The sequence below is a fragment of the Halobellus inordinatus genome (genome assembly GCF_024464655.1).
Classification (GTDB): Archaea; Halobacteriota; Halobacteria; order Halobacteriales; family Haloferacaceae; genus Haloquadratum; species Haloquadratum inordinatus.
In genome coordinates this window covers 1-25,816 of record NZ_JANHAV010000011.1, presented here as the reverse complement: position 1 = coordinate 25,816, position 25,816 = coordinate 1, and the positions used below count along the sequence as shown (strand labels likewise).

At 65.3% G+C, this 25,816-nt stretch carries 29 protein-coding genes and 1 pseudogene; 12 read left to right on the top strand and 18 right to left on the bottom strand.

The features are described from left to right. Positions 1-158: 158 nt before the first annotated feature. The 5 genes from NO347_RS15640 to NO347_RS15620 all read left to right on the top strand — a co-directional run bounded on the left by NO347_RS15640 (position 159) and on the right by NO347_RS15620 (position 7,024). Positions 159-2,054 carry a 2-oxoacid:acceptor oxidoreductase subunit alpha gene (locus NO347_RS15640; RefSeq protein WP_256290607.1) on the top strand — a complete coding sequence of 632 codons (1,896 nt, stop codon included), beginning with the start codon at positions 159-161 and terminating at the stop codon, positions 2,052-2,054. A gap of 2 nt (positions 2,055-2,056) precedes the next feature. Next, positions 2,057-2,995, top strand: a complete 939-nt coding sequence (locus tag NO347_RS15635) for a thiamine pyrophosphate-dependent enzyme (protein ID WP_121570849.1) — start codon at positions 2,057-2,059, stop codon at positions 2,993-2,995. 117 nt (positions 2,996-3,112) lie between these two features. Then, positions 3,113-3,541, top strand: coding sequence for an HTH-type transcriptional regulator LrpA1 (gene lrpA1, locus NO347_RS15630; protein WP_256290605.1), 429 nt, complete (start codon positions 3,113-3,115; stop codon positions 3,539-3,541). 234 nt (positions 3,542-3,775) lie between these two features. Continuing rightward, the gene (locus tag NO347_RS15625; protein WP_256290604.1) at positions 3,776-5,188 is read left to right on the top strand and encodes a DNA polymerase Y family protein; all 1,413 of its coding nucleotides are present in this window, start codon (positions 3,776-3,778) and stop codon (positions 5,186-5,188) included. A gap of 84 nt (positions 5,189-5,272) precedes the next feature. Next, on the top strand, positions 5,273-7,024 hold the full coding sequence (locus NO347_RS15620; protein WP_256290603.1) for an ATP-binding protein: 1,752 nt from the start codon (positions 5,273-5,275) through the stop codon (positions 7,022-7,024). 100 nt (positions 7,025-7,124) lie between these two features. Here NO347_RS15620 and NO347_RS15615 read toward each other — a convergent pair whose 3' ends face one another. From NO347_RS15615 to NO347_RS15605, 3 genes are all read right to left on the bottom strand, one after another. Continuing rightward, on the bottom strand, positions 7,125-7,880 hold the full coding sequence (locus tag NO347_RS15615) for a DICT sensory domain-containing protein (RefSeq protein WP_256290602.1): 756 nt from the start codon (positions 7,878-7,880) through the stop codon (positions 7,125-7,127). A gap of 33 nt (positions 7,881-7,913) precedes the next feature. Then, positions 7,914-8,558: a triose-phosphate isomerase gene (tpiA, locus tag NO347_RS15610; protein WP_256290601.1), complete on the bottom strand. Its 645-nt coding sequence runs from the start codon at positions 8,556-8,558 to the stop codon at positions 7,914-7,916. Positions 8,559-8,682: 124 nt separating this feature from the next. After that, a complete protein-coding gene (locus tag NO347_RS15605) occupies positions 8,683-9,189 on the bottom strand; it encodes a multiprotein bridging factor aMBF1 (RefSeq protein ID WP_484494536.1) in 507 nt (168 codons plus the stop codon). Between NO347_RS15605 and NO347_RS17495 the strand changes: the two genes are divergently transcribed. Beyond that, complete coding sequence (locus NO347_RS17495; RefSeq protein ID WP_484494535.1) at positions 9,125-9,259, top strand: DUF8138 family protein; 135 nt, start codon at positions 9,125-9,127, stop codon at positions 9,257-9,259. The two genes, NO347_RS15605 and NO347_RS17495, sit on opposite strands and share 65 nt — an antisense overlap. Before the next feature lie 105 nt (positions 9,260-9,364). Here the strand turns inward: NO347_RS17495 and NO347_RS15600 are convergent, their stop codons facing one another. The 8 genes from NO347_RS15600 to NO347_RS15565 form a co-directional block, all read right to left on the bottom strand. Further along, the gene (locus tag NO347_RS15600) at positions 9,365-10,465 is read right to left on the bottom strand and encodes a S1C family serine protease (RefSeq protein ID WP_256290598.1); all 1,101 of its coding nucleotides are present in this window, start codon (positions 10,463-10,465) and stop codon (positions 9,365-9,367) included. A gap of 77 nt (positions 10,466-10,542) precedes the next feature. Continuing rightward, a complete protein-coding gene (locus NO347_RS15595) occupies positions 10,543-11,163 on the bottom strand; it encodes a CDP-alcohol phosphatidyltransferase family protein (protein ID WP_121570841.1) in 621 nt (206 codons plus the stop codon). Next, positions 11,160-11,702, bottom strand: a complete 543-nt coding sequence (locus tag NO347_RS15590; RefSeq protein ID WP_256290596.1) for an adenylate kinase family protein — start codon at positions 11,700-11,702, stop codon at positions 11,160-11,162. The genes NO347_RS15595 and NO347_RS15590 overlap by 4 nt, the downstream gene beginning before the upstream one ends. Then, the gene (gene hisC, locus NO347_RS15585) at positions 11,699-12,796 is read right to left on the bottom strand and encodes a histidinol-phosphate transaminase (protein WP_256290595.1); all 1,098 of its coding nucleotides are present in this window, start codon (positions 12,794-12,796) and stop codon (positions 11,699-11,701) included. Before hisC ends, NO347_RS15590 begins: the two co-directional genes overlap by 4 nt. Positions 12,797-13,096: 300 nt before the next feature. Next, positions 13,097-14,683: a GMC family oxidoreductase gene (locus NO347_RS15580; protein WP_256290686.1), complete on the bottom strand. Its 1,587-nt coding sequence runs from the start codon at positions 14,681-14,683 to the stop codon at positions 13,097-13,099. A gap of 40 nt (positions 14,684-14,723) precedes the next feature. Beyond that, positions 14,724-15,329, bottom strand: coding sequence for a gluconate 2-dehydrogenase subunit 3 family protein (locus NO347_RS15575; protein WP_256290594.1), 606 nt, complete (start codon positions 15,327-15,329; stop codon positions 14,724-14,726). Between the two features lie 124 nt (positions 15,330-15,453). Beyond that, on the bottom strand, positions 15,454-16,185 hold the full coding sequence (locus NO347_RS15570; protein ID WP_256290593.1) for a fumarylacetoacetate hydrolase family protein: 732 nt from the start codon (positions 16,183-16,185) through the stop codon (positions 15,454-15,456). Between the two features lie 231 nt (positions 16,186-16,416). Further along, complete coding sequence (locus NO347_RS15565) at positions 16,417-17,094, bottom strand: TIGR00266 family protein (protein WP_256290592.1); 678 nt, start codon at positions 17,092-17,094, stop codon at positions 16,417-16,419. Between the two features lie 120 nt (positions 17,095-17,214). Between NO347_RS15565 and NO347_RS15560 the strand changes: the two genes are divergently transcribed. Together NO347_RS15560 and NO347_RS15555 are read left to right on the top strand one after the other, a co-directional pair. Then, positions 17,215-17,931 carry a metal-dependent hydrolase gene (locus NO347_RS15560; protein WP_256290684.1) on the top strand — a complete coding sequence of 239 codons (717 nt, stop codon included), beginning with the start codon at positions 17,215-17,217 and terminating at the stop codon, positions 17,929-17,931. Between the two features lie 92 nt (positions 17,932-18,023). Beyond that, on the top strand, positions 18,024-18,422 hold the full coding sequence (locus tag NO347_RS15555) for an OsmC family protein (RefSeq protein ID WP_256290591.1): 399 nt from the start codon (positions 18,024-18,026) through the stop codon (positions 18,420-18,422). A gap of 105 nt (positions 18,423-18,527) precedes the next feature. Here NO347_RS15555 and NO347_RS15550 read toward each other — a convergent pair whose 3' ends face one another. From NO347_RS15550 to NO347_RS15540, 3 genes are all read right to left on the bottom strand, one after another. Beyond that, entirely contained in the window at positions 18,528-18,701 is a 174-nt protein-coding gene (locus NO347_RS15550; protein ID WP_199723118.1) for a hypothetical protein, read from the bottom strand. A gap of 60 nt (positions 18,702-18,761) precedes the next feature. Continuing rightward, positions 18,762-19,352 carry a DJ-1/PfpI family protein gene (locus tag NO347_RS15545; RefSeq protein WP_121570834.1) on the bottom strand — a complete coding sequence of 197 codons (591 nt, stop codon included), beginning with the start codon at positions 19,350-19,352 and terminating at the stop codon, positions 18,762-18,764. Positions 19,353-19,417: 65 nt separating this feature from the next. Continuing rightward, on the bottom strand, positions 19,418-20,284 hold the full coding sequence (locus tag NO347_RS15540) for an HAD-IIA family hydrolase (RefSeq protein ID WP_256290590.1): 867 nt from the start codon (positions 20,282-20,284) through the stop codon (positions 19,418-19,420). A gap of 164 nt (positions 20,285-20,448) precedes the next feature. On the opposite strand from NO347_RS15540, the gene NO347_RS15535 reads away from it, so the two are divergent. After that, the gene (locus NO347_RS15535) at positions 20,449-21,240 is read left to right on the top strand and encodes a GTP cyclohydrolase III (RefSeq protein ID WP_256290589.1); all 792 of its coding nucleotides are present in this window, start codon (positions 20,449-20,451) and stop codon (positions 21,238-21,240) included. Between the two features lie 213 nt (positions 21,241-21,453). Further along, positions 21,454-21,999, top strand: coding sequence for a DNA starvation/stationary phase protection protein DpsA (gene dpsA, locus NO347_RS15530; RefSeq protein ID WP_256290587.1), 546 nt, complete (start codon positions 21,454-21,456; stop codon positions 21,997-21,999). A gap of 37 nt (positions 22,000-22,036) precedes the next feature. On the opposite strand, the gene NO347_RS15525 is transcribed toward dpsA, so the two are convergent. Further along, the gene (locus tag NO347_RS15525; RefSeq protein ID WP_256290586.1) at positions 22,037-22,219 is read right to left on the bottom strand and encodes a hypothetical protein; all 183 of its coding nucleotides are present in this window, start codon (positions 22,217-22,219) and stop codon (positions 22,037-22,039) included. 231 nt (positions 22,220-22,450) lie between these two features. Here NO347_RS15525 and NO347_RS15520 point away from each other — a divergent pair, with 231 nt between their 5' ends. Together NO347_RS15520 and NO347_RS15515 are read left to right on the top strand one after the other, a co-directional pair. Beyond that, a complete protein-coding gene (locus NO347_RS15520; RefSeq protein ID WP_256290585.1) occupies positions 22,451-22,660 on the top strand; it encodes a hypothetical protein in 210 nt (69 codons plus the stop codon). Positions 22,661-22,889: 229 nt separating this feature from the next. Further along, a complete protein-coding gene (locus tag NO347_RS15515) occupies positions 22,890-23,084 on the top strand; it encodes a DUF8073 family membrane protein (RefSeq protein ID WP_256290584.1) in 195 nt (64 codons plus the stop codon). A gap of 18 nt (positions 23,085-23,102) precedes the next feature. Here NO347_RS15515 and cydB read toward each other — a convergent pair whose 3' ends face one another. From cydB to NO347_RS15500, 3 genes and pseudogenes are all read right to left on the bottom strand, one after another. Continuing rightward, entirely contained in the window at positions 23,103-24,119 is a 1,017-nt protein-coding gene (gene cydB / locus NO347_RS15510) for a cytochrome d ubiquinol oxidase subunit II (RefSeq protein WP_256290582.1), read from the bottom strand. Further along, positions 24,112-25,518 (bottom strand): cytochrome ubiquinol oxidase subunit I, encoded by a 1,407-nt coding sequence (locus NO347_RS15505; protein WP_256290580.1) that lies wholly within the window; start codon positions 25,516-25,518, stop codon positions 24,112-24,114. The genes cydB and NO347_RS15505 overlap by 8 nt, the downstream gene beginning before the upstream one ends. 71 nt (positions 25,519-25,589) lie before the next feature. Then, positions 25,590-25,816: pseudogene (locus NO347_RS15500) on the bottom strand (peroxiredoxin); the annotation flags it as partial.

Genomic DNA, 25,816 nt, shown 5'->3' with positions numbered 1-25,816 from the left:
AAAATGGTTGTGAACGTCCAGTTATTTTACCGACTAGCGTGCTAAACGTTCACATATTAGGTCCATCATCATCTTTCCTTGGTAACTTATAGCAAAGGCTTTAATCGATTCCTTCCGAAAGTTTTCGGTAGTGGCCCACACGGGCCGTGAGCTCAGATATGACTGACGACGAACTCATCTGGCGAATCGCGGGTGGTTCCGGCGACGGGATCGCCTCGACGAGCCAGAATTTCGCGAAGGCCCTGATGCGAGCGGGCCTGCACGTATTCACGCATCGTCACTACCCGTCGCGCATCCGTGGTGGCCACACCTATACGGAAGTCCGCGTCTCCGCGGACAACGTGAAATCGCGCGGTGACGGGTATAACTTCCTCTTGGCGCTGGGCGACTCCTTCGCTCGGAACCCCCAGGAGAACGCATACTACGGCAACGAGGAGGTCAAGCCGCTCTCGGAGAACCTCGACGAACTCAACGAAGGCGGCGTCATCGTCTACGACTCCGGACTGCTCGACACCGACGACATCCCGAACTTCGACGAGCGCGTCGAGGAGAACGGCTGGCACGTCTACGACATCGACCTCCGCACGATCGCCCGCGAGCACGGCCGCGAAGTGATGCGGAACACCGCGGGCGTCGCCGTCACCTGCGCCATCGCCGGCATCGAACCCGAAGTCATCAAGAGTCTGATGGACGACACGATGCCCGAGAAGATCTTCGAGCCGAATATGGCCGTCTTCGACGACGCCTACGAGACTGTGCTCGAAGAGTACGACGCCGACGCACCCGACGTGTCGGTTCCGGAGGGCGAACACGACGAAGAGCAGGTCCTCATCTCCGGCTCGGACGCCATCGCCTACGGCGCACTCGACGAGGGATGTCGCTTCATCGCTGGTTACCCGATGACGCCGTGGACCGAGGTCTTCACCATTATGTCGCAGAACCTCCCCGAGGTCGGCGGCATCTCCGAGCAGGTCGAAGACGAAATCGCGGCGGCGGCGCTGGCACTCGGTGCCTCACACGCCGGCGTGAAGGCGATGTCCGGATCTTCGGGCGGCGGCTTCGCGCTGATGTCCGAACCGCTCGGCCTCGCCGAGATGACCGAGACGCCGGTCGTCCTCGTCGAAGCGATGCGCGCCGGCCCCTCGACCGGGATGCCGACGAAGCCCGAACAGGCCGACCTCGAACACGTCCTCTACACCTCGCAGGGCGACTCCCACCGCGTCGTCTTCGCGCCGTCTGACGCCGTGGAGGCGTACAAACAGACGCGCCGCGCGTTCCAGATCGCGTACGAGTACCAGATCCCGTCGATCGTCCTCTACGACCAGAAGAACGGCGGCGAGCTTCAGAACGTGCCTGCGAGCGTCTTCGACGAGGAGCCGAACGCGGACCTCGGCTCTGTCATCACCGAGGAGGAACTGGTCGACGCACCGCACGACCCCTCCGGGAAGTACAACCGCTTCCAGCACGACGTCGAGGACGGCGTCAGCCCCCGGTCCATTCCGGGCCAGAAGGGCGGCCGCTACCTCGCGACCGGGAACGAGCATATGCCCGCCGGGCACATCGCAGAGGACCCCGACAACCGCGTCAATCAGGTCGACCGACGGATGGAGAAGATGGAAGCCATCCGCGCCGACCTCGACGCCGACGAGGAGACGAACACCCACTACGGGCCCGAAGAAGCCGAATACGGCATTATGACGTTCGGCTCCCAGCAGGGTACCGTCGAGGAGGCCGTCGACCGACTGAACGACGACGGCCACTCGGTGAAGATGCTCGGCGTCTCCGAGATGGCGCCGTACCCGGTCGAAGAAGTCACCGAGTTCGTCGAGAGCGTCGACGAGGTGCTCGTCGTCGAGATGAACGCCTCCGCGCAGTTCCGCGGCCTGACCCAGAAGGAACTCGGTCGCTACGGCGAGAAGCTCTCGAGTCTCCTGAAGTACAACGGCAATCCCTTCGAGCCCGCCGAGATCGTCGACGGGTTCGTCACCAGCATCGTCGAGGACGGGACGCTGCCCGGCCACGAGACCAAGTTCGTCCCCGCAGCGAGTGATTAACTATGAGCGCATTCAGTGCAATCGGCGAACACGCCGAACACGACCGTAACGAGTACACGCCCGGCCTCGAACCGCAGCCTACCTGGTGTCCCGGCTGTGGCGACTTCGGGGTCCTGAAGGCCCTGAAGGGCGCGGCGGCCGAACTGGGCCTCTCCCCCGAGGAGATGCTCGTCTCCACCGGCATCGGCTGCTCGGGCAAACTGAACAGTTACTTCGACAGCTACGGCTTCCACACGATCCACGGCCGATCGCTCCCGATCGCGCGCGCGGCCAAACTCGCCAACCCCGGCCTGACGGTCGTCGCGGCCGGCGGCGACGGCGACGGCTACGGTATCGGTGGCAACCACTTCATGCACACGGCTCGTGAGAACCACGACATCACCTACATCGTGTTCAACAACGAGATCTTCGGGCTGACGAAGGGCCAGACGTCGCCGACGTCGCCGAAGGGCCACAAGTCGAAGACCCAACCGCACGGGTCCGCGAAGGACCCGATCCGGCCGCTGTCGATGTCGCTGAACGCCGGCGCATCGTACGTCGCCCGGACGGCCGCAGTCAACCCCAACCAGGCGAAAGACATCATCGTCGAGGCGATCGAACACGACGGGTTCTCCCACGTCGACTTCCTCACCCAGTGTCCGACCTGGAACAAGGACGCAAAGCAGTACGTCCCCTACATCGACGTCAACGAGTCCGACGACTACGAGTTCGACAACACCGACCGCTCGGAAGCGTCCGAGATGATGTTCGAGACGGAAAATGTGCTCCACGAGGGCACCGTCCTCACGGGCCGGTACTACGTCGACGAGGACCGCCCGTCCTACCAGCAGGAGAAACAGCGTATCGGTGAGATCCCCGAAGAACCGCTCGCAGAGCGATACTTCGACGACGACTACGAGTGGGAACGCGTCTACGACACGTTCCTCGACAAGCACAAGTAACAGCGCTGAACCGGCGGTATCGACGGCTCACGCGCCCCGTTTCGGGGTTGTTTCGGCGTTGGGAGTTCGGTTTTTCTATTCGGAAGGTATTTTTTCCGGCAACCGAAACATACCGGTATGGAGACTACCTCGACGGAGGGCCGGATCCTCGACGTTCTCGAGGACGACGCCCAAGCGTCGTACGCTGAGATCGCAGAGCGGGCGGACGTCTCGAAGCCGACGGTTCGAAAGTACATCCGGAAGATGGAAGAGGAGGGTATCATCGTCGGCTACTCGGCCGACGTCGACCCGAAGAAACTCTCGGAGACGTCTATCGCTCTCGTGGGACTCGACGTCGCCTCCGAGCGGTACGTCGAAGCGACGCGTGAACTCAAGGAACTGGACGCCGTCGAGTCGCTGTACACCTCCTCGGGCGATCATATGCTGATGGCCGAAGTTCGTGCGCCCGACGGCGACGCGCTCGGCGAAGTCATCTCCGAGCGGGTGCTCTCGATCGAGGGGATCACGGCGGCACACCCCTCGTTCTTACAGGAACGGCTGAAGTAACTCGATTGACCGCCCGCTGCAGCGACGCACGTCGAGGATCTCGGACGTCGCGACCGCGCCACTTCCCCTATTCGCTTTACTTTCACTCCGCTTTGAGAACGCTATAGTGCGCTCGCCGTCTACGTCCCAACGTTCGTTTCACGACGGGCGAAAGACCGTGATGGCTTCCGACCGCTCCCGCTGTCGACGGACCAAGCGCACTCTGCATAGCGTGCGGGCCGTCCGGGGGCACCGATGAGCGGCGAAACCCTGCCGGGCGTCACAGAGCGCGATCCATCGCGGATCGTTCTCCACGTGGATATGGACTGCTTTTATGCCTCCTGTGAACGCCTTCGCGAACCTCTGTTGCGAGGCGAGCCCGTCGTCGTCGGGATGGGCTACGAGCGCGGCGAGACGTTCGGGGCGGTCGCCACCGCGAGCTACGAAGCCCGCGAATACGGCGTCGAGAGCGCCCAACCGATCTCACAGGCGCTCGGTCGACTCCCGCGCGCCGAGAGCCAAGAGAGAGACAGCGACGATGCCGGCGAGGTGGCCACTGCCGGCGAGGCGGCCCCCACTGGCGAGGCAGCCCCCACCGGCGAGGCAGCCGTCAGCGACACCGATGCCGAAGCAGTCGGCTACTACCGGCCGGTCGATTTGGAGTTCTACCGCTCGGTTGCAGCGTCGGTCAAAGAGATCCTTCACGAGTGCGCAGACGTCGTCCGGGAGGTCAGCATCGACGAGGCGTACCTCGACGTGACCGACCGAACCGCCTGGCAACGCGCCCCGGACGGCGACCGGACGCTCGCGGAGGGCTACGCGCGGCACGTGAAACAGCGGATCGCCCGCGAGGTCGGCGTTCCCGCGAGCGTCGGCGTCGCACCGAATATGTCCGCCGCGAAGATCGCCTCCGATCACGACAAACCGAACGGTCTCGTCGTCGTCGAACCGGGGACCGTCCGCGACTTCCTGGCCCCGCTCTCAGTCGACGCCGTCCACGGCGTCGGCCCCGTGACGGCGGACCGGCTCGCGTCGATGGGCGTCGAGACCGCGGGCGACCTCGCCGAGGCCGATCCGACCGCGCTTCGGGACGCGTTTGGTTCGCGCGGGCCGGAACTCCACGACCGCGCCCGCGGCATCGACGACCGCGAGGTGACGCCGACCGGCCGACCCAAGAGCCTCTCTCGGGAGTCGGCGTTCTCGGAGGCGGCCGACGACGACGAACGAAAGCGCGAAACGGTGACGGCGCTCGCGGCCGACGTCGCTGCACGCGCTCGCAACCGCGGCGCGACGTACCGTACGATCGGGATCAAAGTGGTCGTGCCGCCGTACGACGTCAACACCCGCGAGCGGTCGCTTCCCGGTCCGGTCGACGACCCCGCGCTCGTCGAGGAGGTCGCCTTAGAGTTGCTCGCGGAGTTCGAAGACGACGACGCCCGCAAGGTCGGCGTCCGCGTCTCGAATCTCTCCTTCGCGGACGGCGAACAGTCCCAACTCGACGGGTGGGAGGGGGCCGGGTCAGCGGCCGCCGACGTCGACGGCAGCGTCGGCGGTGACACCGACAGCGAGGTCGGTGCCGAGACCCGCCCCGACGGACGCGGCGTCTCCGAGGAACCAGGGTACGGCGACGGCCAATCGTCGCTGGACCAGTTCGATCCCGGCGAGTAGTCGGGGAGGCGCGCATCGCCGAGCGGCCAGCGTCGTCGCCGCACGGGGAAGGAACTATGCCCCGCGAGGGCGAGCACCCGATAGATGACCGAGGATACGGAGACGATCGCCGTCGCGAACGTCAGCGCGGGTCCGGGTGGCGACGGGGACCACGAACCGGGGACGTCCGTCGAGCTACCAGTCGTCGACATCCTCACCGGACGAGGGTTCATCACGGGCAAATCCGGGTCCGGGAAGTCGAACACGGCGTCCGTGATGATCGAGAATCTGCTCTCGAACAACTTCCCAGTACTCATCGTCGACACCGACGGCGAGTACTACGGCCTCAAAGAGCAGTTCGAGCTACTGCACGCGGGCGCCGACGACGAGTGCGACATCGTCGTCAGCCCCGAGCACGCCGAAAAGCTCGCGAATCTCGCGCTCGAACAGAACGTCCCGATCATCCTCGACGTCTCCGGCTACCTCGACGAGGACGAAGCTCAAGAGTTGCTGACGGAGGTCGCGAAGAAACTCTTCGCGAAAGAGAAGAAGCTCAAGAAGCCCTTCCTGATGCTCATCGAGGAGTGCCACGAGTACATCCCCGAGGGCGGCGGGATGACCGAGGCGGGCAAGATGCTCATCAAGATCGGCAAGCGCGGGCGGAAACACGGCCTCGGGATCGTCGGCATCTCCCAGCGCCCCGCCGACGTCAAGAAGGACTTCATTACCCAGTGCGACTGGCTCGTCTGGCACCGCCTGACCTGGAACAACGACACGAAAGTCGTCGGGCGGATCCTCGGCTCGGAGTACGCCGACGCGATCGAGGAGATGGACGACGGCGAGGCGTTCCTCGTCACCGACTGGTCGGAGTCGCTTCGGCGGGTCAAATTCCACAAGAAGCAGACGTTCGATGCGGGCGCGACGCCCGGCCTCGACGACTTCGAGCGCCCGGACCTGAAGTCCGTCGACGGCGACCTCGTCTCCGAACTGCAGGACATCTCCGACGAGAAAGCCCGCCGCGAAAGCGAGATCGCCGATCTCAAACAGGAGTTAGAGAAGAAGGAGGCGAAGATCCGACAGCTCGAACGCGAACTCGAAGAGGCGAAAGACCTCTCACAGATGGCCGACCAGTTCGCCCAAGCGATGTTCCAGACGGCCGAAGCGCCGTACCGCGGCGGCGACGGCCGGAACCTGGCCCGGACTGAAGACCAGCAGGCCGCGCTCGATCAGTACGACGAAGGGGAACGAGCCGGGGCGTCGAGCGACGGCGGGACCGAGGAGGCGCCCACGACTGCCACGGCTGACGCCAGCCAAGGGCAAGAGGAGGCCGTCACAGCGGCCGCCGCCGGCGCGTACCCAGGACTCGACGCCGACGTCGGCGCCGACGGCGACGTTGAGCTCCAACCGTCGACGGACGCCGACACAGCACCCGAGCGCGCTCACGAGGGGACGGCGATGCTGACCGGGCGAGCAGACGTCATCGAACGCTTGCGGAACGTCGTGTCGTCGTTGCCGCCGGCGTCCCGACGGATGCTCGCGTTCTACCGCGAGATCGACGCCTGTGATCCGGTCGACGCCCACGTCGCCGCCGGCGAGGTCGGCGACAAACAACTCGCCTACAGTCGCAACCGGCCGCTCCGTCGCGCGGGGTTCGTCGAACACGTCGGCCGCGGCCGCTACGCGTACGCCCTCCCGGACCTCGTTCGCCAGGAGTTCGCCGACCGGCTCGACGACGAAGAGCTACGGGAGGTCGTCACGGCCGTCGAAGCCGCGTTCCGCCCCGGAACGTCTGAGCAAGCAGCAGGCGAGGCCACTGTAAACGGACAGGACAGAGACGTCGAAGCTGGCGACGACTGATACTGAGTTCGGGAGCCCGCGTCGATTCTCGCCGAGCGGCATAGCGAAAATCGAGGAACAGTCGCGATAACTACTACGAGCGGGTAGTTCGCCCCCTTAGTCACAACTGACGGATGATGTACTCGTTGATCTCATCCACCAGCGACGGCCGGTACGTCCAGAATCCGGTCCACTCGTTTGGGCTTTCTTCAAGCGCGAGCAGCGCGACGTGTTCGTCGCCGCCCGCCGGCGGCGTGTAGACGACGAACCACGATTCCAGAAAGTCCTGTTCGTATCCGGCGTGAATCGTGATCGTCGACTGCGGCGACGGTTCCCACCCCGGCGCGCCGTAGACGTGGACATCGACTGGAGCGTCGTCCAGTCGCCGGTAGACCTGGTGCGTTCCGATCTCGTCTTCGATCCGCGAGAGGGATTGAAACGACGCGCGCAGCGTCCCCGACTGCTGCTCCCACGCGGTCTGTTCGATGTATCGGGAAACCAAGATCAAGAGCAGCTTTTCGGAGTGCGATTCGGGGTAACCGCGAAGGAAGAAGGGGATCTCGTCTAGCTCCTGCAGGACGGCTGGAAGTTCGACGTCCTCTAACTGCCGTGCGCCGGTGACGAAGAGATCGGAGTTGACCATCAGGATCGCGTCCTGGAGGTCTCGGAGCGACGACCTGGCGACGACAGTCCCGTCTTCGACGATCAAGACCACGTCCTCACCTTCGTCGACGAGGTCGACCTCGTCGACGTCGATCGGCTGGTCCGCGAACGTCTTCTCCAGCATTCGTTGAACTGGCTCCGGCGCGTCTCGATCGAGCACGACGAGGGACCGCTCCGGCGACTCGATCGCGTCGAGGAACTGTCTCAGTGACATCAGAATGGTACCGAATGAGGGTCTGTGCGGGTCTTAAAGCGGTTCGACGAGGGATTCGAGCGCTGCGCGCGGGTCGTCCGCCTTCGCAACGCCCGAAGCGAGGAGGATTCCGGACGCACCCAGGTCGCCCGCGGTCGCGACGTCCTCGCCGGAGGAGATGCCCGCGCCGCAGTAGACGTCGACCGCCTCGTCGACGTTCCCGGCGGCGGCGACGGCGTCCTCGACAACTTCGGGATCGGCCGTCGCCACCGAGACGTCGCCGCCGATCAGTTCCGGCGGTTCGACGGCGACGCTGTCGGGGGCGAGCGCGGCCGCGGCACCGATCTGCGCGGGGTTGTTCGCACAGACGCACGTTTCCAGGCCAGCGCGCTCGGCCGCGCGGACGGCGGCGTCGATGTCCGCGAGTTTCAGCCGCTTTTCGGAGTGGTTGATGAGCGTGCCGACCGCGCCGGCGTCGGCGACGGACTCTGCCAGTGTGCTACCGGTGTGGCTTCCGTAACCGTTCGGATCGACGTGCTGGGCCCACGTCTCGACGCCGGTGTCTGCGACGCGGGCGATGTCGGCCGCCTGCGGGGAGACGGCGATTCGGACGGCGGAGGCCTCCGAAACGTCGCGCGCGGCGGTCGCGACCTCGATGGGGTCACAGGGATAGGCTTTGAGATTGACTAAGATGAACACGTTCCCTCCTGGGTCCCACGACACAAAATAGGTTGCTCCTCACGTGCTGGCTCTGGGTCGGAGCGAGCGCGTCGCTCCCGCTCCCTGAAACGCACTGAAAGCGCAAAACCGAGACAGAGCCGCGTCAGTCCTTGCGCTTGACGACGTCGCCGAGCGTCGTGGTCGTCGACGAACCGCCAGACCACTCGCTGTCCTCGCCGTCGCCGCCTTCGACGAGCGAGATTTCGAGTTCGCGTTCGAGTTTCTTCTGTACCTCGTCGGAGGGGAGAATGTCGCCGCGTTCGAGCTTGCGGATGAGACTCGCCTTCTCGTTGAGCGATTGCGCGAGCTCCTCCTGACTCAGTCCGCGGTCTTCGCGCGCCTCGCGGATCCGGCGGTCGTAGTCCGAAGCGATCTCGTCCATATCGTCGAACATATCGCGTCGCCGTCGGCCGGAGCCGCCGGACGACCCGCCGCCGGCAGACGAGGACGTGCTCGACGCGCTGGAGGACCCCGACGACTCGCCTGAGGAACTCGACGTCGAGTACTTCGTCGACTGAGAGGAACTCGACTCAGTGCGGACCTCGGTGCCGAACTCCTTGCAGTCGTCGCACAGTTCGAGTTCGGCCCCTTCGACCTTGACCGTCGTCAGGGACGGCCGTTCCTTGCCGCACATCTCGCACTGGGGCATATACTCCGTCGTAGTCGAGGGGGCGATATAAAGGACACGCCGGCCGTGCGCCCGCGGCGCCAGACAGCGCCACGAGCGCAGACGACGACACGGAACAGGAACGGGCACGAGCACGAACGCGGGCGACGACAGCGACTCAGGCGGGTCGCGCCCCGAGTTCGACCTCGACTGTCAGTTCGGTCCCGTCGCGGAGCAGTGTCAGTTCGACCGTGTCGCCGGGGCGCGTCTGGAGCGCGAGGTAGCTCCCGAGGTCCTCTGTCGTCTGCATCCGCTCGCCGTCGATCGCTAGGATCACGTCGCCGCCGACTCGCACGCGCCGCCCGTCAACGACGCGGATTTCGGTGCCGCCGCGAACGACGCCCGCGGCGGGGCCGTCCTCGTCGACCGCGGTCACGAGGACCCCGCGGGGCGTCGCCATCCCATTGGCGCGAGCCAGATCGGGCGTCAGGCCGAGCAACGTGACGCCGATGTAGGGGTGCTCGAAGCGGCCGTCCTCGACGAGCGCCGGCACGACCCGACGAGCGAGGGCTGCCGAGATACCGAACGCGATGTTCTCGCCGCCGCCGGAGCTGATCACGGCGACCACCCGACCGTCGAGCGACACGAGCGGGCCGCCGCTGTTCCCCGGGTTGACGGCCGCGTCAGTCTGGATTGCATCCGGGATGCGCGACCCCGTCGGGGCCGGGATCCACCTATCAGTGCCGCTGACGATCCCGGCCGTGACGGAGCCGTCCAGATCGAACGGGTTCCCGATCGCGACGACCTCCTGGCCGACGACGGCAGGTTCTTCGGCGAACGAGAGCGCCTCGGCGTCCGGCGCCGACCCTGGGAGCGCGATCACCGCCAGGTCGCTGTGGGGATCCGTGCCGACGATCTCTCCCCGGCTCCACCGGCCGCCGCTGAATCTGATCTCTGCCGTCGCGGCGTCGTCGACGACGTGCGCGTTGGTGACGACGTACGAGGGGCGGGCGACGAACCCGCTTCCCTGCCCGGTGTCGGTGCGCACGAGCACGACCGAGTCGCTGACCTGGCGATACACGCGAGTGTAGGGGCTCGTCGCTGTCTCGGTCGGCGTTTCGGTCGCCGTCTCAGTCCCCGGCGTCTCCGACGACATCGCGCTGGCGGGCGTGTCGGTCCCCGTACGCGGTGCCGCCGTGTTACAGCCCGCGAGCGCGGCGAGTATCGCGGTCCCGCCGAGTTCGAGCAGGCGCCTGCGAGTCGTGGTCGGATCGGCCATCCTTGTTAGCGGTTCGGGGGACGGGCTTTTGTGTACTCCGGACTCGCCGGCAGACGTGCCGTTCTTGGCCCGACGCGCTATGAGAGGTCGGACCACGCGCCCCAGAAGCGCTGGAGCGCCGTGAGGTGTCCCACGACGGCGAAGAACACCAACAGCCAGCCGACGACGCTCAGGCCGACGACGCGGACCGGCACGGCAGCCAGCGCGAGCGAGACGGCAGCGACGACTGCAGCCACGCCGATGAGTGCGAGGCGGTCCGCGCGCCCCACGAGGCCGCCGTACTCGCGGCCGAGTCCCACGGCCTGGATCTGCGTGCCCAGATACGAGGTCATCAGGACGCCCGTGACCGCCGCGAGACCGAGGGCGTAGCCGTCGATGCCGGCGGCGAGGCCGACGAGCATCGCGATGTCGGCGTAGCGGTCGAGGACGTGATCGAGCAGGTCGCCGCCCTCGCTGGAGACGCCCTGCGCCCGTGCGAGCGCGCCGTCGACCAGGTCGAGCCAGCCGTTGGCGAAGACGAACAACGCGCCGAGGGCGTACCAAAGCGGCGTCGCGAGGTAGAAGGCGCCGCCGGCCGCGACCGCGAACCCGAAGGCGACGACGCTTACGCCGTCGGGACTCAGCCCGAGTCGGTCGGCGGCGGCGACGAACGGCGCGAGCAGTCGGTCTGCGAGGTCCCGGTACTGATCGAGAGTCACAGGTAGTCGATGAAGTCGACGATTCCCACTCGGGGCTCTACTTCGCCCTCCATCGCGGCGACGACGTCGTCGGCGACCGCGTCGGGCGTTCGATCGGTCGTATCGATCTCCCAGACGTCCCCCTCTCCGTGGCGTTCGACCGCCTCGGCGAGAATCACGTCGAGTGCCTCGCTCTCGGCGTTCTCAGCCACGGAAGCCTCGGACTCGCCGCGCTCGCGGAGCCGGGGCTTCAGCACGTCGGGACGACAGCGCAACACGATCACCTGGTCGGCGTCCAAGAGGTGCGACAGGTGTGACTCGACGAGCGTATCCGCGTCGCTCTCGTCGGCAACGCGGTCCTCGTGCTCGTCGAGCCACGCTTCGACGGCGTCGAGATCGGCGACCAGCGAGTCGCGCTCGACGTCGCGCTCCTCGAAGAGGTCTGCCTCGCGTATCGCGTCGTTGAGGTGGACGACGTCGACGCCCGTCCGTTCGGCGACCAGTTCGGAGACGGTCGTCTTTCCCGTTCCGGGGGTTCCGGTGAGCGCGATGCGCGTCACGGCTCGGTCGCCTCCGGCCGGACCTCGGCGACGACTTCGTTGAGGACCGCCACGGCGCGCTCGGTCTCCTCACGGGTGCCGCAGGAAATCCGGACGCACTCGGGCAGGCCGAAACTGGAGGTATCGCGGACGATGACGCCGCGCTCCTGGGTCGCCTCGGCGACCGCGGTCGCGTCACCGACCTCACAGAGGACGAAGTTGCCGCCAGAGGGCCACGTCGGCACGTCGAGGTGCTCGTGGTAGTACTCGCGGGCCCACTGGGCGGTCTCGACCGATCGTTCGAGGTGCTCGTCGTCGTCGAGCGCGGCGAGCGCGGCGCGACAGGCGATCTCGTTGGCAGCGAAAGGCGTATTCACGCGGGCGTAGGCGTCGGCCCAGGCCTCCGGGACGGCGGCGTAACCGATCCGCACACCGGCGAGGCCGTAGGCCTTCGAGAACGTCCGCAGGACGGCTATGTTCTCGTACTCGTCGAGGAGGTCGATCGAAGAGGGCTCGTCGGCGTACTCGGCGTACGCCTCGTCGACGACGAGGAGCGTGTGGTCCGCGACGCCCTCGGCGAGCGCGCGGATCTCCTCGCGCGGCAGGACCGAGCCAGTCGGATTGTGCGGCGTCGTGACGAAGACGATCCGCTCGCCGTCGTACGCCGAGAGGACACCGTCGGCCGTCTGCTCGAAGTCGTCGGCCTTCGAGATGCGGTACGACGACGCCTCGCCGTGGTGGTACCGCGCCGACATCGGATAGTACGAAAAGCCCGGTTCGGGGACGAGAATCTCGTCGCCAGGCTCCAGAAACGCCCGGGAGAGGTAGTCGATCGCGCCGTCGGCGCCGGCGCTCACCCACACCTGCGGGGAGTCGAGGCCCCACTGCTCGGCGATCCGGTCGGTGAGATCCGTGTGTGACGCCTTCGGATAGACGTTCACGTCGGGCGCGGCGGCCTCGACGGCCGCGACCGCGTCCGGACTCGGTCCGTGCGGGTTCTCGTTGGACGACAGTTTCGTCAGTTCCTCGGGGTCCATCCCGAGGTCGCGGGCCACCTCCTCGGCTCCGCGTCCGGGTACGTACGCCTCGTGCGCGGAGAGGTCCCTCGGTTGCATACTCGTACGCTGTCGCCCGCGGGTCTTTAAGGGTGCGTCTCAGTAGCGGCTGGCGCTCTCGGAACGACCCGCGGATTCCCGGTGTCAACAGAGATTTATATACAAAGACGCGGCCAGCGACCCCCGTGACGTAGCGTCTACCCCGCGTCGGGCCGCGGTCGTTCGGCACGTCGACGCGGGATTTCATAGGGATTATCGTAAGTCCTCATAGAGTTCTCGCCGGACGGGACGGCGAGAATCTCCGAATAGTTACGATAATCCCTATCAGCCTCTGTGCCGACTGCTCGCCAATAGAAGCCACTAGGGGTCCGACAGCGACGCCGACAGCGCCTCGGCCGTCCGTAACGAGAGCGCGGCGATGGTCAGCGTCGGGTTCATCGCACCGCCCGTGGGGAACACTGACGACCCGACGACCCAGAGGTTCGAGAGGTCGTGCGTCCGGCAGTCGGCGTCGACGACGCTCTGTCCGGGATCCGACCCCATCCGCGTGGTTCCCATCTGGTGGTACGCGGGACCGGTGCTCTCGGGGCCGACCGTCCACTCGATCGACGCGCCGAGTTCCCCCAAGATGGCGTGCTGGATCTCGTTCGCGCGCCGGATCGCTCGCTCGGTCCGCTCACCGAGCGACCACTCGACGTGCGGGACCGGATTCCCGTGGTCGTCGCGGCGGTCCGGATCGAGCGTGATCCGGTTCTCGGCGTCGGGCAACTGCTCGACGAGACCGCCGACCGCGACGTGGGTGCCGTACGACTCGTTGAGTTGCTCTGCGAGCTCGTCGCCCCAGGTGTCCGCACCGAGCGCCTCGATGACGGGCGAGGGGCCAGCGTAGTTGAGGAACTCCAGCTTCAGCCCTTCGACCGGCTCCGTGTCGTCGTAGAACTGGTGCGTCTCGCTGGTGTTGAAGCCGACGTGATTCTGCCGAGTCGGTTCGTCGAGACGCCCGCCAGCGCCAGCGAACAGGTGATCCATAAAGAAGCGTCCGACAGCGCCCGAGGAGTTCGCTAACCCGTCGGGATGCTGCTCGGACGCCGACAGCAGCAACAGCCGCGCGTTCTCGACGCCGCCACAGGCGAGGACGAACTGCCCCGCAGTCTGTCGGTGTTCAGTCCCATCGGGCGTCGCATACACCGCGGCCTCGATCGTCTCGCCCGCGTCGTCGTGTTCGAGGCGCTGGACCGGCACCCGGTCGATCACCCGTGCGCCGGCTGCTTCGGCTTTCGCGACGTGCGATTCCGCGGTGTACTTCGCCCCTGAGGGACAGACCGGCTTACACGTCCCGTAGCCTAGACACGGGGCACGGTCATCGTAGGGCTCGGAGTTACGCGCGTTCGGCACCGAGTGCATATCGATCTCTAGACGCTCGCAGGCCTCCGCAAAGAGGGAATCCGAGTACGACGGGGGGAACGCCGGGAGCGGGAACGGTTCCTCGCGTGGCGGCGCGTAGGGGTTGTCCATCGCGCCCGCGACCCCGAATGCGCGCTCCGCGTCGGCGTAGTAGGGCCGGAGGTCGTCGTAGTCGATCGGCCAGTCAGTGCCGACGCCGTAGCGCGTCTGCATCTCGAAGTCGCGCTCGTGGAGGCGCATCACCATCCCCTGCCAGTGTAGCGTCGACCCGCCGACGCCCTTCACGCGCGCCGCGTTCAGCGGATAGTGTCGTCCCTCGGTGCTGTAGGCGTCGCGCGGACCGCCCATCTCCCACGGGTCTTCCATCCCCGGGCGGATGTGCTGTTCCTGCTGTGCAGTGCGTTCGGAGAACTCGAAGCGCGGTCCCGCTTCGAGGACGACGACGTTCGCGCCCTCGTCTGCGAGTCGGTGCGCGACGAGCGCACCCGCTGGCCCTGAGCCGACGACACAGACGTCCGCGCTGGGCGAGGGCGTTCGGTCGATACCGTCGCCGACACCACCGTCAGATCCGCCACTGCCGCCGTCAGCGCTCATTTGTCCCTCCACTGCGCTCGGCCGACGAGGGCGACATCGACGCGCGCTGGTAGCTCTCGATGCCGCCGGGGTGACCGATCGGGTTCTCGATGCCGACGAGGCGACCGCCCGTCGGCGACGAGTAGAACGCAAAGAGCAGGTCGTTGACGACGTAGAATCGGATCCGCTCGGTGATCGTCCCGTCAGCCACCGGTTCCGCCGTCTCGACACCCAGATCGCGGAGCAGTTTGTCTCGGACGTCGGCGTCGAGGTCGGCGTAGGGCTGCCCGCGCCAGTCACGTGCCACGGCGTCGAGTTGGGCCGCCGCCTCCTGAAGTCCCTCGCGGTACGCCGGTTGGTTCTCGGTCCGACCCAAGACGTACGTTTCGACGAACGTGCGGCGACCGTCGACGCCGCTCGGATAGACGACCTCGGCGGCCGCGTCCAGTAGATCGAGAAGGTCTGTCGAGAGCGTCGGTTCCGCTGCCGACCCGCTACCGGCGTCCGATGCGGCGTCTGCCCGTGGTGGATCGTACCGTCCGGCGAGAACACCGCCACCGACAGTCGCCCCCACAGCGGCCAGCGCCGCCAGCGCATCGCGTCGAGTCAGTTCCACGAAACCGGATTAGGCGAGCCTAAACTTATGGATTTTCCTTCGTCGGCGCCGAGGAGAGTCGCTCGGATGTGTCCGCTCGTCCTCGAAATAACCGGAGAATGTCGACGGAGAACGTTGGTGGCCGCTACGGGATTCGGACGTCGTGTTCGAGGACGCCGACCCCTTCGACTTCCACTTCGACGGTGTCGCCGTCCGAGAGCGGGCCGACGCCCGCGGGCGTGCCAGTCGCGATGATGTCGCCCGGTTCCAGCGTCAGATACGTCGTGATCTCCTCGATCAGTTCGGGAACGGGGAACGCGAGATGGTCACGCGAGGACGACTGCTTCGTCTCGCCGTTGACGCGGAGTTCGATGTCGGCATCGGCGGGGACCTCGTCGGGACTCGCGAGGACCGGCCCCATCGGCGCGGCGTTATCGAACGCCTTCCCGCGGACCCAGTTCTTCTCCTTGCGCTGGTCGTCGCGATTCGAGAGATCGTTCAGGCAGGTGAAGCCCGCGACGTAGTCCATCGCGTCCGCGGCATCGACGTTCCGGGCCTGCTTGCCGATGACGACAGCGATCTCGGCCTCGTGGTCGATCTGGTCCTTCCCGGCGGGCAGCGTTACCGTATCGCCGTGGCCCGCGAGTGTGTTCGGGGGCTTCAGGAACAGGAGCGGTCGGTCCGGGATCTCGTTGTCCATCTCAGCCGCGTGGTCGGCGTAGTTGCGACCGATGCAGACGATCTTGTCCGGATCGCTCGGTGGGAGTACGTCGACCTCCTCTAGGTCGTACGTCTCGCCGCCGAAGGAGACTTCCTCACCGTGCCATTCGCCCTGTCGGATCGACCCTGCCGGGTCTCGGAATCTAACGGTGTGCACGTCGGAACCGACGGCGCGGCGGTGTTTCGTTCTTTCTATCTCGGAAACGACGAGGGGCTTCCACACCCGTATGCTGAGTTTCACGAAAGAGTTTCGGAGGCTGTCGGCGAAGCGCGGGCAGCGCTGCGAGGGCGTCGTCGCTGCCGACGCTCATAGGGGTTATCGTACGTCTCCATAGATGTCTCGCCGGACGGGACGGCGAGAATCTCCGAACAGTGACGATAATCCCTATCAGTTGCCACTCGACTGCGCCGGTAACTGCGGCGCGAGCCATGCGACGAACGCGTCCATACTCCGCGATTGGAGCCAGACTGTTCCGGTGCCGCTGAACTCACAGACCAGGCCCTCGCCGCTCGTGAGCGTCGATCGCAGGCCACCGACCCGACGGACGGTGAAGTCGAGCGACTCCTCGAAGGCGACGATGTGACCCGTATCGATGACGAACGGCGCTTCCTCTGCGACGTCGACCGGGTGGATTGCCCCGTAACTCGACAGGAACAGCGGGCCGCTCCCACTCACCTTCAGGAGGAACAACCCTTCGCCGCCGAAGAACGTGCGTCCGCCGCCGAACTCCGTGTCGACGTCGAGGTCGGCGTCACCCGCGAGGTACGACCCGGACTGGACGTACACTGTCTCGTCACTGAGGTCGAGGTGAGTGATGTCGCCTGGCAGCGGGGGCGCGAACTGGACGTCGCCGGCGGCATTCGCCGTGAAGGTGTTCTGGAAGAAACTCTCGCCGGCGAGCGAGCGCTTGATCGAGGACAGAAAGCCGCCCGTGGCGTTCGTCTGCATCTCGATCGTCGTGTCGTGGGAGACCATCGCGCCCGCCTCCGCTCGAATAGACTCCTCGGCGTCGAGTGAAACAGTCAGGAGGGCGAACGAGGGTTGGTAGTCGATCTCGTGGTCCATACTCACACGTCGACGGCCGAGAATATATACGTGATCGACGAGTGTCACTTGTGCACATTTCTCTCTATCGACAGTACGCTTTATTGTCGATCCGGAAGAATATGCTAGCGGACGATGACGATGGAACTCACTTGGCACGGCCACTCCACGTGGCACGTCGACGTCGACGGCACGACTTTCCTGATCGACCCGTTCTTCTCGAACCCGAAGACCGAACTCTCGGCTTCGGACGTCGAGACGCCGGATTACGTCCTCTTGACGCACGGCCACGCCGATCACATCGGCGACGCCGACGCGTTCACCGACGCGACAGTCGTCGCTGTCCCGGAGCTGACCGGGTATATGGAGGAGGAAGTCGGCTTTACAGACAGCATCGGGATGAACATCGGCGGTACCGTCGAGTGCGGCGAAGCGTTCGTGACGATGCACCGCGCGGATCACACGAACGGACTCAATACGGGCTATGAACACAGCCTCGGGATGCCCGCCGGCTTCATCATCAGCGACAAGAAGCCGACCCAGGAGTCGGACGCGGACGCGACGACGTTCTATCACGCCGGCGACACCGGCCTGATGTCCGAGATGAAAGACGTCATCGGACCCTACCTCGAACCCGACGCCGCTGCGCTCCCGGTCGGCGATCACTTCACGATGGGGCCGGCGCAGGCCGCCATCGCGACCGATTGGCTCGGCGTCGATCACCTCTTGCCGATGCACTACGACTCGTTCCCGCCGATCGAGATCGACACCGACGACGTCGTCCGCGAGGTCAAAGCGACGGGAGCCTCCGCGGAGGTCCACGTCCTCGACGGCGACGAATCGTTCACGCTGGAGTGAGTCCCGAAACGACCGTCACAGTGCGGTTCGAGCGCCACCGCTCGGTACGGTAAGTAACCTTTAGGGCGGTCCCTTCCGTCCCTCCGGACGGAATGAGCGACATTCAGACTTCGACCGTCAGCGAGGAAGGCTTCGCGAGTACCAGTCAGGTGGGCGAATTCGAACTCACCATCGACGCGCTCGACGAGGCTGGGCCGAACCCGAACGCGGTACTCGTCGCCGACTACGCCTCCTGTTTCCTCCCCGCGTTCCGCGTGGGCGGCCAGCAGCGCGGCCACGACGACCTCGGGAAGGTCCAGATCGACGCCGACGCCGACCTCGACGAGGACGACGACCTCGAAGCCATCCGGTTCGACATCTACGTCGAAGCGGACCTCGACGACGAGACGCTCGCGACGATCCTCGAGCGCGCGAAGGACGTCTGTCACGTCCACTCCGCGCTCCGAGAAGAACTCCGCGCGGACGCCACCGTTCACGGCGACGCCTTCTAATAGGGGTTATCGTACGTCGTCATAGATTTCTCGCCGGACGGTACGGCGCGAATCTCCGAACGGTGACGATAAGCCCTATAACTACGACCGACTCGAAACCCGCGTTCAGCGCCGGTGATAGGCGCGGAAACTCATCGCCTGACCGTCGGCGATGATCACGTCTCGGCCCTCCGGATCCGGTAGGGCCGCTTCTTCGACTTCGTCGTGTGAGACGTACGGTTCGGCAGGCTCCGGGGCGTCCTCGGAGTAGACGTACGGACTGTTCGGCTGACTTTCCATACTGTGAGGAACGCCACGATAGTATATAAATATTTGTCAGACGTTACCACACGACAATTATCAGTCGTCTGCGGCGGCCGGAACGCCAGCGTCGATCTCGGTCCCGAGGAGGTCGAGGAAGGCGGCGAGCCACTCCGGATGGTCGGGCCACGCCTGCCCCGTCACGAGGTTGCCGTCGACGGTCACCTCGTCGACCCACGAACAGCCGGCGGCTTCGACTTCGGCGCGTACCGCCGGATAAGCGGTCATCTCGTAACCGTCGAGGACGCCCGCGGCCGCGAGGATCTGCGGCCCGTGGCAGACTGCCGCCACCGGTTTGTCCTCCTCGAAGAAGTGCCTGACTGCGTCGAGGACCGCGTCGTACGTGCGGAGATATTCGGGTGCCCGCCCGCCGGGGACGACAAGCGCGTCGTAGTCGCTGGGGTCGATCTCCGCGAACGTCGTGTTCACCTCGAAGTCGTGCCCGCGCTCTTCGAGGTACGTCTGATCCCCGCGGAAGTCGTGGATCGCCGTCTTGACCGTCTCGCCCGCTTCTTTCTCCGGACAGACCGTGTCTACGTCGTGGCCGACCATCTCCAGCGCCTGGTACGGAACCATCGTCTCGTAGTCTTCACCGAAGTCGCCGACTATCATCAGGATCTTCTTGCCCATAATCCATCGCGCTAGACGGACCGAGATCTGTTATACTTATTGTCCGAAACGAATGTGTTCTCGAACTACACGTCACCCGTATCCGCGAGAAGTTCCGGAAGTCCCGCGAGCGAGTCGAGCACGTAATCCGGTTTGATCGGCGACGCTGCGAGGTCTGCCTCGTCGGTCACGCCGGTCCGGACGAGCGCGGTCGTCATTCCGGCGCGCTCGCCGAGAGCGACGTCGGTGTCGAGTCGGTCGCCGACGACGAGCACGTCCTCGGGCGGGAGGTCCAGGTGATCGAGCGCCATCGTCCGCACCGTGTCGCTCGGTTTGCCCAGAACGATCGAGGGATCTCGCCCGGCGACGTTCGCGATCGCGTCGATCACCGCACCAGACCCGGGAACGTCACCCTCCGGAGCGGGGATGACGATATCGGGATCCGTGCCGACGAACGTGACAGAGGAGTCTTCGAGGAGCCACAGCGACTCCCGGAGCGTCTCGTAGTTGAAGTCCCGGTCGACCGATGCGACCAAGACGTCGGGAGTGGCACCGCCGTCCATCTGTGCTTCGGCGTCGCGGTCGGCCGAAGACGCGGCACCCGCGGTGTCCGTCCCGGATCCGACTACAGTCACTGAGAGGCCGGCCGAGCGAAGGAGGTCGACGAGGCCGGATTCGCCGACCACGGCGATCTCGTCGCTCGCGTGGTGCTCGGTGAGGTACGCCGCAGTCACGGTGCCCGCAGTGATGACGTCGGAGGCCTCCGCTGTGATTCCGGCGCGACCGAGTCGGCGCTCGTACGCTGCGGGCGGCTTCGTCGGATTGTTCGACACGAACAGTCGGCGGAGGCCGGCGCGTTCGACGGCCGCGAGGCCGGCGTCTGCTCCCGTGATCGGTTCGTTCCCCCGCACTAGCGTCCCGTCCACGTCGAAAATGACTCCGCGAACACCCATTGGCGGTGGTAGGGACCTGGTGGTGTTGAACGTAGCGGGTGCAACGGTGGAGTCGACCGGCCGGTACTGTCCTCGTTCGTTAGCAGACAACACGTTCCAGAAGTGAGACGGTGGTCTAATCTGATACGGAAAGAACGATATACGCTACGTCCCAGAGGACAGATGTGACGAACTCCCAGCTCACTCTCGTTCAGATCGACAACTACGGGCCGTGGACCGTGACGCCCGAACCGCGACGCGAGATGGACCTCCAGACCCTCCAGTCTCGCCTCTTCGCCGACCTCGCGCAGTTCATCGGGAGTCGCGACGGCTACGCCTTCTTCACGCGCTTCGACAATATGGTCGCGATCACCAACGGGCTCGACGAGGCGGACCACGAACTCCTCCAGGAGTCGATCGGCAACCGCTATCCCGTCACCATCAGTCTGGGAACGGGGACCGACCCATCGCCGGTCGAGGCGCTCGAATCGGCGACGGCGGGGCTCCAGCGCGCCGGTTCCGCACAGGACGGCGACCGCCGCGAGGTGCTCGCGGGTGAGTACCTCACCGAGAGCCGCCGAGCGCCCGGCGACGTCCAGATCGCTCACTTCGACGTCAACGACGCGACGGGCAAGTACACAGACCGGCTCAACGAGTTCGACTCCTTCATCCAGATCGAACAGGGGTACGCGGCGGTGATGCGCTACCTCCGCGAGGAGTACGGCGCGCTCTCGTTCTTCGTCGGCGGCGACAACATCATCTCGATCTGTCCAGCGATGGACGAGGCCGACTACCGCGACGCGATCGAGCACGTCGAGGCCGAGGCCGGCGTCGAGCTCAAAGTCGGCGTCGGGATCGCCGACAACCCGCACACCGCGGGAATGGACGCCAAGCACGCGCTCGAAGAGTGCCGCCACCACGAGACGATCGTGGAGATGAGCTACCCGCAGGAAGATATCGGCATCACGACCGACTGATAGGGGTTATCGTCACCGTTCGGAGATTCGCGCCGTACCGTCCGGCGAGACATCTATGCGGACTTGCGGTACTCCCTACGATCGGTACTCTCGACGGCAGGACTCGATCTGCCGTCGCTGGTCCCACCGGGCATAGAATATATTTGTTTTTACCAAAAAGATGTTTCTGTAGGTCGAAGTATTAAGTCCGTCGCGAACCAACCGTTGGCTGCGATGAGCACCCAAGAGACGGTCCGACAGCACGCCGACGAAGTCGAGGGAAGCGAGGCGCTCCGCATCGACGCTGAGAAAGCATCACAGCTCGTCGACGCGCTGAATACGGACCTCGCGTCGACGTACGTTCTCTACCACCAGTTGAAAAAGCACCACTGGAACGTCGAGGGTGCGGAGTTCCGCGACCTTCACTTGTTCCTCGGCGATGCGGCCGAAGACGCCGAGGAGTTCGCCGACGAACTCGCAGAGCGCGTGCAGGCGCTCGGCGGCGTCCCCATAGCCGGAATGACGACACTCACCGAGCACGCGCCGGTCGAAGCCGAGGACGAGGACGTCTACGACGTCCGCACGTCGCTCCGGAACGATATGGAGATGTACGGCGACATCATCGAGACGCTCCGCGAGCACATCGAACTCGCGGCGAACCTCGGCGATCAGACGACCGCACATCTCCTCCGGGAGAATCTCATCGAGGTCGAAGAAGCGGCCCACCACATCGAACACTACCTCGAAGACGACACGCTCGTCAGTACGGAGTCGGAGTAGCGTCGTTCAGGGGGGTACCGTCGTCCGAGCGCGCTCCTCAGCGGTGGAGTGCGACGACGGATTCGGCGTCGAACGCGATCCATCCATCGCTGTTGCCGTCTTCGGTGAAGACGACACGGTCGGGTGAGGACTGGTGTGCTGAGATGTCAACCGTCGAATCGGCGGCCGCTTCGTCGCGTTCGTTCGTGGGTTCGGAGTTCACCGCGTCGGTACTATCCATTATCGGAAAGTGACGCTCCACCGGATATAACTTTTTTTGGTGAGCCTAAAATACTGCCACGAGCAGTCGAGAGGGGGCTTCTCAGCTCCGTGAGGCCTGCTACCACGGAGATGACCCTCAGAAATGAGACGCTGTGAAATTATTTCCGACAGATCTGCTTCCCTTCGAAAAGACGATCAGATAATCACCCGCAACTGTGTGTTTTAGGCCGCTCGAGCGTTAAAACTAGATATGAGTCAACTGGGTTCGCTGCGGCAGGACCGAGACCGAATCAACAGTTCGCTGTTCGTCGCCGGCGTCGCGGTCATCCTCGCGAGCGTCATCGGAGCCGCCTGGATGCTCAGCCTCGGTGACATCGTAACGGCGCTGGGCCTCGGCCTTCTCATCGCCGCCGGCGTATTGATGAGCGGCATCGGGCTCTCGAAGAAGGCGACGCTCTGAGCCGTCTCCGAGGCCGATCGGTATCGACGACGTACCACGACGACGAACCGACACCTCTCGGGAGGTGTCGTCCCCCACGATTTACTCGTTCCCCTCCCTGTCCCATCCCAGCGATGATACCCGTCTCCTTCCATCAGCACCGATCCGCAGCGACGACGTACTGGTCACCGACTGCGTCGAAGCCGACACCGACGCGCGAGCACCGCGGCACGACGGAGGTGCTGTCGTCGTGAGTGACCGCGGCGCCTTCGAGACCGAGACGCTGATGCTACTGCTGTCACTCCTGGTGATCGGGTTCTTGATCGGCGTGGGCGTGCTCCAGTACACGCTCACTGGCGACCCCGGGAACCTGTTCCGCAACCTCGGGATCGGCGTGATCCTGTTGGCGTTCAGCGTCGGGTTCTATCGGCGCTGGAGCGAGTAAAAAAGCGGCGGGCGGCGTTCAGGCGTAGGATTCTGCTTCTTCGACCGGACCGCTGAACGCCGAGTAGAGGACATAGAAGTACGTCGCAATGAGGGGCAGCAAGAACGCGGCCCCGATCGACGTGAGATTGAGCGGCAGCGTCGAGACGATGGCCTCTCCGACGGCGAGTCCGGTGACCGGATCGATCATCGGATACAGGAGTGTCGCGACGAGGGCGACGAGTCCGTACACCTGCCCGGCGACGGCCACGAACGCGACGTACCAGCGGCCGAATCGGCTGGCGACAGCGTACGTGGCCGCGAGCAGGACCGTCGCGCCGAGCAGCGCGAGCACCGGTCCGGAGAGCAACGCGACGTGATCTGCGGTCTGTGAGCCGACGACCACGGCAGCCACCGCGAGCAGAAGGTACACGACCTGTGCGAGCAGCCCCATCGCCCGCGTCTCGCTTCGGACGTCACCACGCGTCTTCACGCCGAGGTACGCCGCGCCGTCGACGATCGTGAGCGCGACGACTGCGAGGCCGACGAGCAGGCTCGCGACCGACACGAAGCCGTCGACGCCGAACAGCCAGTTGCCGGTGAAGATCCCCAAAAAGAGGGGCGCGGTGACGCTGCCGACGACGAACGAACGTCCCCACCACCGCTGCCAGGCCTCGTCGTGCCGCTGTTCGTACATCTCCGGCGCGAGCCCGCGGAGGATGAGCGCGCCGAGGATGCCGAACATCAGCAGGTAGTGCCGGCTGAACAGGTCGGCGTAGATGGTCGGGAAGACGGCAAAGAGCATCCCGCCGAAGACGACGAGCCACACTTCGTTCCCGTCCCAGAACGGCCCGATCGCCGCCAGCAACTGCTCGCGCTCGGCGTCCGTCTTCCGCGTCGCGAACAGCGCCCCGACGCCGAAGTCGAAGCCGTCGAGGAACAGAAACGTCCCGAGCACGGCGAAGATGAGACCGAACCAGAGCTTCGCTAACGGGAGCCCGAACAGCGGGCCGTCCGCGAGTGTGGAGAGCGTCGTCGCAGCGAGGAGGTCAGTCATCGCTCGGGACGACCCCCACGGAATCGGGCGCGTCGCGCTCGCGTTCGGGCGTCGGCGGCTTCGTCGGTGCTTCGTTGCGGATGATGCGCGCGATGACGTACGTGTAGAGTACGAGCAGGGCGGCGTACACGCCGACGAAGCCGGCCAGCGTCACGAGCGCTTCAGCGCCCGTCAGGCCCGGCGAGACGCCAGCGTGCGTCTTCAACACGTCCTGGATGACCCAGGGCTGTCTGCCGACCTCGGTGACGATCCAGCCCAACTCTACTGTCAGGATGCCGAGGACCGACGAGCCGACGAGCGCTTTCGCCAGCAGGTCGTCCTCGAACAGCGTTCCCTGGTACCAGCGGAAGCCACCCCAGAACGCGAGCAGGATGAACCACATCCCGAGGCCGACCATCGCGCGGAACGCCCAGAAGACGATGGCGACCGGCGGAGCTTCCGTCGGAACGTCGTTCAAGCCCGTGATGGTGGCTCCCGGATCACCCCCGCTGGCCAGGATCGACGCGAGGAACGGCAGTTCCACGACGAAGAGGTTCTCCGCGCGCGGATCGGTGAGACTCTCCACGCTCGTCGGGAACGCGAGGAGTTTCAACCCGACCGAGGAGTCGGTCTCGTATTGGGCCTCCATCGCGGCGAACTTCTGCGGTTGGGTCTCTGCGACGTGTCGCCCGTAGGCGTCGCCGTGGATGGCCTGGAACGGCGCCGAGACCAGGAGCACCGCGATCGCGATCTTCATCGTCTTGCGCCAAAACTCCGTGTCGCGGTTCTGCCAGACGAAGTAGGCGGCGACGCCGGCCATAAACAGCGCGACCGAGAGGACGGCCGCGTTCTGCATATGGACGTACATCCACGGGAACCGCGGATTGGCGTAGGCGGCGATCGGGTCGACCAGCGAGACGATCGGCTGGCCGCTCTCCATCGCGACCTCGAAGCCGCGTGGGGTCTGCATCCAGGAGTTCGCGATCAGGATCCAGACCGCCGACAGCCACGTTCCGAGACCGACGAGGACGCTCGACAGCATATACAGCCGATCGGAGACGCGCTCGCGGCCGAAGATGAAGATGCCGAGGAACGTCGCCTCGAGCATAAACGCCATCATCCCTTCGATCGCGAGCGGCCCGCCGAACAGTTCGCCCGCAGTCTTCGAGAACGCGGCGAAGTTCGTCCCGAACTCGAACTCCAGGACGATTCCTGTGACGGTACCGACGACGAAGCTGATCGCGAAGATCTTCGTCCAAAAGGATCTGAGTTGTTCGTATATCTGTTCGTTTGTCCGAATCTCTTTCCACGTGAAGTAGATGAGGAAGGGCGCGAGACCCATACTCATCACTGGGAAGATGATGTGGACGATCGTCGTCACCGCAAACTGAAGTCTGCTGGCGATGACTGGGTCGATCATTCTCGTGTGGGAGTGCGGATGGATTTCGGTTGACTGGCTGTACTACGTGCGACGCCGTTTCGTGGGCAGCGTTACTGCTGCTTGGTGACGAACCACCAGTCGTAGTAGTCGAGTTCGTCGTCGTCTTCGGCTTCGGCTGTCCGCTTTTCGGCGTCGGCGTCGGTGCCGGGTGGCGACAGGAGGACGCGGTCGCCGAATTTCTCGTTTTCGGGCCAGTCGGCGGGGGCGGCGACGCCTTCCTCGTCGCTCATCTGGAGCGCGCGCAGCGAGCGGAGGATCTCGTCGATGTTGCGGCCGA

What these genes read in the sequence shown, in the direction of transcription:
- NO347_RS15640 (WP_256290607.1), top strand. Translation starts at nt 159, where the DNA reads ATGACTGACGACGAACTCATCTGGCGAATCGCGGGTGGTTCCGGCGAC.
- NO347_RS15635 (WP_121570849.1), top strand. Translation starts at nt 2,057, where the DNA reads ATGAGCGCATTCAGTGCAATCGGCGAACACGCCGAACACGACCGTAAC.
- lrpA1 (WP_256290605.1), top strand. Translation starts at nt 3,113, where the DNA reads ATGGAGACTACCTCGACGGAGGGCCGGATCCTCGACGTTCTCGAGGAC.
- NO347_RS15625 (WP_256290604.1), top strand. Translation starts at nt 3,776, where the DNA reads ATGAGCGGCGAAACCCTGCCGGGCGTCACAGAGCGCGATCCATCGCGG.
- NO347_RS15620 (WP_256290603.1), top strand. Translation starts at nt 5,273, where the DNA reads ATGACCGAGGATACGGAGACGATCGCCGTCGCGAACGTCAGCGCGGGT.
- NO347_RS15615 (WP_256290602.1), bottom strand. Translation starts at nt 7,880, where the DNA reads ATGTCACTGAGACAGTTCCTCGACGCGATCGAGTCGCCGGAGCGGTCC.
- NO347_RS15600 (WP_256290598.1), bottom strand. Translation starts at nt 10,465, where the DNA reads ATGGCCGATCCGACCACGACTCGCAGGCGCCTGCTCGAACTCGGCGGG.
- hisC (WP_256290595.1), bottom strand. Translation starts at nt 12,796, where the DNA reads ATGCAACCGAGGGACCTCTCCGCGCACGAGGCGTACGTACCCGGACGC.
- NO347_RS15565 (WP_256290592.1), bottom strand. Translation starts at nt 17,094, where the DNA reads ATGGACCACGAGATCGACTACCAACCCTCGTTCGCCCTCCTGACTGTT.
- NO347_RS15560 (WP_256290684.1), top strand. Translation starts at nt 17,215, where the DNA reads ATGGAACTCACTTGGCACGGCCACTCCACGTGGCACGTCGACGTCGAC.
- NO347_RS15555 (WP_256290591.1), top strand. Translation starts at nt 18,024, where the DNA reads ATGAGCGACATTCAGACTTCGACCGTCAGCGAGGAAGGCTTCGCGAGT.
- NO347_RS15550 (WP_199723118.1), bottom strand. Translation starts at nt 18,701, where the DNA reads ATGGAAAGTCAGCCGAACAGTCCGTACGTCTACTCCGAGGACGCCCCG.
- NO347_RS15545 (WP_121570834.1), bottom strand. Translation starts at nt 19,352, where the DNA reads ATGGGCAAGAAGATCCTGATGATAGTCGGCGACTTCGGTGAAGACTAC.
- NO347_RS15540 (WP_256290590.1), bottom strand. Translation starts at nt 20,284, where the DNA reads ATGGGTGTTCGCGGAGTCATTTTCGACGTGGACGGGACGCTAGTGCGG.
- dpsA (WP_256290587.1), top strand. Translation starts at nt 21,454, where the DNA reads ATGAGCACCCAAGAGACGGTCCGACAGCACGCCGACGAAGTCGAGGGA.
- NO347_RS15525 (WP_256290586.1), bottom strand. Translation starts at nt 22,219, where the DNA reads ATGGATAGTACCGACGCGGTGAACTCCGAACCCACGAACGAACGCGAC.
- NO347_RS15520 (WP_256290585.1), top strand. Translation starts at nt 22,451, where the DNA reads ATGAGTCAACTGGGTTCGCTGCGGCAGGACCGAGACCGAATCAACAGT.
- cydB (WP_256290582.1), bottom strand. Translation starts at nt 24,119, where the DNA reads ATGACTGACCTCCTCGCTGCGACGACGCTCTCCACACTCGCGGACGGC.
- NO347_RS15505 (WP_256290580.1), bottom strand. Translation starts at nt 25,518, where the DNA reads ATGATCGACCCAGTCATCGCCAGCAGACTTCAGTTTGCGGTGACGACG.